Origin of the sequence: Pseudolysinimonas sp. (genome assembly GCF_044239695.1) — a bacterium.
Lineage (GTDB): Bacteria > Actinomycetota > Actinomycetes > Actinomycetales > Microbacteriaceae > Pseudolysinimonas_A.
This window is the reverse complement of sequence record NZ_JBIIAW010000155.1, coordinates 1-5,066: the sequence shown is the minus strand read 5'-3', so window position 1 is coordinate 5,066 and position 5,066 is coordinate 1. Positions and strand designations below refer to the sequence as shown.

Here is a 5,066-nt window from a genome sequence, read left to right as displayed (position 1 = left end):
ACCGTGACTCCGCGGCTGCGCTCGCCGCGGGCTATCCGTCTGCTGCGGTGCGGATCGACCGAGCTGGCGCAGAGGCGTCCACGACCGCCTATGGAGTCGACGGCGTCGGGCGTCCGGTGATGTCCCTGATCGGGGAAGTCATCGCCGTCAAGGAGGTCGGGGCCGGCGAGGGCGTCTCCTACGGCTACACCTACCGCACGCGGCGCGCGACCCGTCTCGCGCTCGTCGGACTCGGCTACGCCGACGGCGTCCCGCGGCTCGCCTCGAATCGTGCTCGCGTACTGGTCGGCGATGCGCGACATCCCCTGGTCGGACGGATCGCGATGGATCAGTTCATGCTCGACGTCGGCGATGCGGAGGTCGAGGCCGGTATGGATGCCGTGCTCTTCGGCGACCCGGACCGCGGAGAGCCCTCGGCGAGGGAGTGGGCCGAGTGGACGGAGCGCTCGCCGCTCGCCCTCACCGCGGGAATCGCCGCGCGGGTCGTGCGGGAGATCCGATGACGACGCGCATCGAGATCGACCTCGACGCGTTCCGCGCGAACGTGCTCACGCTCGCCGCGATCGCGGCGCCGGCGCGCACGATGCTCGCGGTGAAGGCCGACGGCTACGGCCACGGGATGGTGCCGATCGCCCGCGCCGCTCTCGCGTCGGGAGCGGACTCGCTCGCCGTGCTCGACGTCACCGCCGCGCTCGAGCTGCGGGCCGCGGGGATCGAGGCGCAGCTGTTCGCCTGGCTGCACGGCGAGGAGACGGATTTCCGTGCGGCCGTCGAGCACGACGTCGACCTCGGCGTGTCGTCGCTCGTCGAACTCCGGCGCATCGTCGACGCCGGCGCCGACCGCCCGGCGACGCTGCACCTCAAGATCGACACCGGGCTGCACCGCAACGGGGCCAGCCCCGAGGACTGGCCGGTCCTCGTCGGCGAGGCACTCGCCGCCGAGCAGCGCGGGCAGGCGCGGATCGCCGGCATCTGGTCGCACCTCGCCGACGCCTCCCCCGCCGACGACCGCGTCGCCCTCGCGGAGTTCCGCGCGGCCCTCGCCGTCGCGGCCGGACTCGGCGTGCCGATGGACGGCCCCGACCGCCCCCTACTGCATCTCGCCGCGAGCTCGGCCGGCATCCGGATGCCCGAAGCGCGCTTCGACCTCGTGCGCTTCGGGATCGCCGCCTACGGCTCCTCGCCGTTCGACGACCAGACGGCGCGTGATCTCGGGATGCGAGCCCCGATGACCGTGTACGCGACGGTCATCGCGTCCGAAGCGGGGACGTCGACACTCGACCTCGGCTCAGCGGATGGGATCCCGTCGAACGTCCAGGACGGGCGCGTGCTGCTCGACGGGAAGCGTGTCCGCGTGCGCACGGTCGACGTCGACACCATCGAAGTCGCCGCGGAGGCACCGCTCGGTACCGAGGCGATCGTCTTCGGCCCCGGCGACCGCGGCGAGCCCACCGCCGAGGAGTGGGCGGCCTGGGCCGACACGATCGGCGACGAGATCCTCGCGCGTGCCTCGCGCCGGATTCCGCGCGTCATCTTGGGCGAGTAGCGACCGCGAGTCGGGCTCAGTCGACGACGGCCGCGACGGCCTCGAGCTCGACGAGTTGATCCGGGTATCCCAGGACCGTGACGCCGACCAGCGTGCTGGGCACGTCATGATCGCCGAACGCATCGCGCACGACGTTCCACGCGGTGACCAGATCGTCGCGCTCGGTGGTGGCGTACGGTGCGATGTCGGCCAGCGAGCCCGAACGGATGAGACGGACGGCTCCGGCCATGATCAGGCCACGCGACGGATGATGCCGAGCGGAGTCGACTCGTGGCCCTGGCCGATCGGGTTGTCGCGGAGCACCCGCCCGACGAGCTTCTCGGTCGCCTTGTCGGTCGTCGACCCGAGCACGTTGCCGCCGAGGTCGTTGATGTCGACGAGGAAGACATCCACCTTCTTGCCGTGGCCGGCGAGCAAGTCGCGCACGTGCTGCGAGGTCTGCCGCGGCTTCGCGGCGGTGAGCACGACCATCTCGTCGTACGGCGGGATCGTCGGATAGCCCGGGCCGTCGATGCCGCGCGCCTTCGGACCGGTGACCCGGTAGAAGTCGCCCGTGCGATTGAACAGGCGCTTCGAGACGACCGACACGGCGGCGGCGAGCAGGATGCGCGGCGTGCCGACCTCGCGGATCGCCCACTCCATCGTCTCGGGAATGCCGAGACCGATGCCGGTCGACGTGCGCACGACGCGCTTGCTGAGCCAGACCGCGAGCGGCCGGGCCTTTGTCTCCGCGACCGGGTAAGCCCGCCCTTGGGAACCGGCGACCATCTTCTCGGTCATGAAGAGCCAGTCGCCGTCCTCGAGGTGCTCGAGCGCGTACGTCTCGATCACCGGGTCGAGCGGCTCCCCGGGGAGCACGACGTGGGTCTTGATCGGGATGCGCTCGAACCGCGCACCGTCGACCTCGATCTCCCGAGGACGCTTGTGCGCTTCCTCGTCGTAGGGGACGTCCACGCCGGCCTATTCGAGGTAGTCGCGCAGCGACTGCGAGCGGGACGGGTGACGCAGCTTCGCCATCGTCTTCGACTCGATCTGACGGATGCGCTCGCGCGTCACGCCGAAGGTGTCGCCGATCTGGTCAAGCGTCTTCGGCATGCCGTCGCCGAGGCCGAAGCGCATGCGGATGACGCCCGCCTCGCGCTCGGAGAGCGAGTCGAGGAGGCTCTCGAGCTGCTTCTGCAGCATCGTGAAGCCCACGGCGTCCGCCGGCACGACCGCCTCGGTGTCCTCGATGAGGTCACCGAACTCGCTGTCGCCATCCTCACCGAGGGGCGTGTGCAGCGAGATCGGCTCGCGGCCGTACTTCTGCACCTCGATGACCTTCTCCGGAGTCATGTCGAGTTCGCGCGACAGCTCCTCGGGCGTGGGCTCCCGGCCCAGGTCCTGCAGCATCTGCCGCTGCACGCGGGCGAGCTTGTTGATGACCTCGACCATGTGAACCGGGATACGGATGGTGCGCGCCTGGTCGGCCATCGCGCGGGTGATCGCCTGACGGATCCACCACGTCGCGTAGGTCGAGAACTTGAAGCCCTTGGTGTAGTCGAACTTCTCGACCGCACGGATGAGGCCGAGGTTGCCCTCCTGGATGAGGTCGAGGAACTGCATGCCACGACCCGTGTAGCGCTTCGCGAGCGAGACGACGAGACGGAGGTTCGCGCCGAGCAGGTGCGACTTCGCGCGCTGACCGTCGCGGGCGACCCAGGTGAGCTCGCGGCCGAGCTGGCTGCGCTTCTCGCTGTCGGGCATCGCCGACAGCTTCTCCTCGGCGAAGAGGCCCGCCTCGATGCGCATGGCGAGTTCGACCTCCTCGGCCGCGTTGAGGAGCGCGACCTTGCCGATCTGCTTCAGGTAGTCCTTGACCGGGTCGGCCGTCGCACCGGTGATCGCGGCCGAGTAGACCGGAACGTCGTCGTCGTCATCGGTCGCCGAGAGTCGCAGTGCGCCTGTCGGGAGCTCGTCGACCGGGGCCTTGTCGTCGTCGTCATCGTCGGTGTCGGCGGCGTCCTCGTCGACGGCGGCCTCGGGCTCGGCGCCCGGCTTCTCGACCTCTTCGACGACGGCCTCGTCATCGACCTCGATCTCCTCGACGTCGACCTCGATCTCCTCGGCGTCGACGTCCTCGTCGACCTCGGGGTCGCCGGCCTTCGCCTTCGAGGCCTTGGCGGGCGCGGCCTTCGCGGCGGCGGCCTTGGCGGGTGTCTTGGTGGCGGCGGTCTTGGTCGCCGGCGCCTTCGCGGCGGTCTTCGCCGGAGCCGCCTTCGCCGGAGCCTTGGCGGCAGCCGTCTTCGCGGCGGGAGCTTCGTCCTTCGCCGCCTCAGCGGTCTTGGTGGTGGTTCGGGTGGCCATCCGATTTCCCTTCCGCGCCCCACGCCGAATTGGCGATTCCGGGCATTACTAAGACCCTTGTCAAGTCCCCCGACTTCTTGCGGGGACCGACCGGGTCTTGAACGTCCATTCTCTCACACTCCGGGCGTCCCGGCTTGCACGGGACTCCGGATGTGCAGTATGGGGAACTCAGATGTCGTCGGGTCGCCGGTTCGCGAGGAACTTCTCGAGCTCGGCCGCGATCGTGTCCGCGCTCGGCAGCTCGCCGCTCGAGTCGACCAGCGGCGACGGGAGCGGGTTCTCCTCCATATAGGAGTCGTGACGCTCCTCGAGCGCACCGACCAGCCGTTCCAGCTCCTGGTTGCCGTGCACCTGGTCGTCGACCTTGGCGAGGAAGTCGCGATTCTCCTCGCGGAGCCGTTCGGTCGGAAAGATCAAGCCGGTGGCTGCGCTGATGCTCTCGAGCGCGGTGACGGCCGCCTGCGGGTACTCGGTGTCGGAGAGGTAGTGCGGGATGAGCAGCACGAACCCGGCCGTCGGATGCCCGACCTCCTGGAGGCGGTACTCCAAGAGGTGCAGCGCGTTGCCCGGCACCTGGGTGCGCGGCTTCCACACGGAGAGCGAATCGATCAGCTCGAGGCGGTTGCCGCTCACCGTGACTCCGATCGGGCGGGTGTGCGGCGTCGGCATCGCGATCGAGTTGAACCAGGTGGTGTCCTTCACGCCGTACTTCTCGACGAGCTGCACGAGCGCCGCGGTGAAGCGCTCCCACTGGAAGTCGGGTTCGAATCCGGTGAGGAACAGGAACTGCTGACCGAGCTCATCCGTCGCGAGATAGAGGGAGAGCTTCGCCGGGGTGTACTCGCTCAAGTGGTCCTGATCGAAGAACATCACCGGCCGGCGCGCTCGGTAGTCCAGCAGCGCGTCGGTGTCGAAGGTCACGATCTCGCGGTGGTCGAGGTGCTCGAGCAGGTACTGACTGACCTGACTGACGGCGCCGCCGGCATCCGTGAATCCGGTGAGGCCCGCGACCAGATGGAGCCCGCGCGGGACGGCGTCGAGCTCGACCGACAGGTCGTACAGGCCGCCCGGATCTCGCATACCGCGAGTCTATTTCGGCCGGTGCGCCCGCCGCAGGGGGCGGAGCCTTCGCCGGTGAAGCCGTGAGCGAACACGCGGTTAGCATGGCGCCATG

The 5,066-nt window shown here is 69.5% G+C and carries 5 protein-coding genes and 1 pseudogene; 2 read left to right on the top strand and 4 right to left on the bottom strand.

Going from position 1 to position 5,066, the window contains the following annotated elements; all coding sequences use genetic code 11:
• On the top strand, positions 1–503 hold a 503-nt coding region (locus tag ACILQS_RS15505; protein ID WP_395641026.1), incomplete at its 5' end, for an alanine racemase C-terminal domain-containing protein.
• Positions 500–1,546 (top strand): alanine racemase, encoded by a 1,047-nt coding sequence (locus ACILQS_RS15500; RefSeq protein ID WP_395641025.1) that lies wholly within the window; start codon positions 500–502, stop codon positions 1,544–1,546. The genes ACILQS_RS15505 and ACILQS_RS15500, both read left to right, overlap by 4 nt.
• A 16-nt stretch (positions 1,547–1,562) precedes the next feature.
• Here ACILQS_RS15500 and ACILQS_RS15495 read toward each other — a convergent pair.
• From ACILQS_RS15495 to ACILQS_RS15480, 4 genes and pseudogenes are all read right to left on the bottom strand, one after another.
• Positions 1,563–1,709, bottom strand: a pseudogene (locus ACILQS_RS15495) (RidA family protein); the annotation flags it as partial.
• Positions 1,710–1,777: 68 nt separating this feature from the next.
• On the bottom strand, positions 1,778–2,500 hold the full coding sequence (locus ACILQS_RS15490; protein ID WP_395641024.1) for a F420-0--gamma-glutamyl ligase: 723 nt from the start codon (positions 2,498–2,500) through the stop codon (positions 1,778–1,780).
• Between the two features lie 6 nt (positions 2,501–2,506).
• Positions 2,507–3,892, bottom strand: coding sequence for an RNA polymerase sigma factor (locus ACILQS_RS15485; protein ID WP_395641023.1), 1,386 nt, complete (start codon positions 3,890–3,892; stop codon positions 2,507–2,509).
• A 168-nt stretch (positions 3,893–4,060) separates the two neighbouring features.
• Positions 4,061–4,972, bottom strand: a complete 912-nt coding sequence (locus ACILQS_RS15480; protein ID WP_395641022.1) for a proteasome assembly chaperone family protein — start codon at positions 4,970–4,972, stop codon at positions 4,061–4,063.
• Positions 4,973–5,066 lie beyond the last annotated feature (94 nt).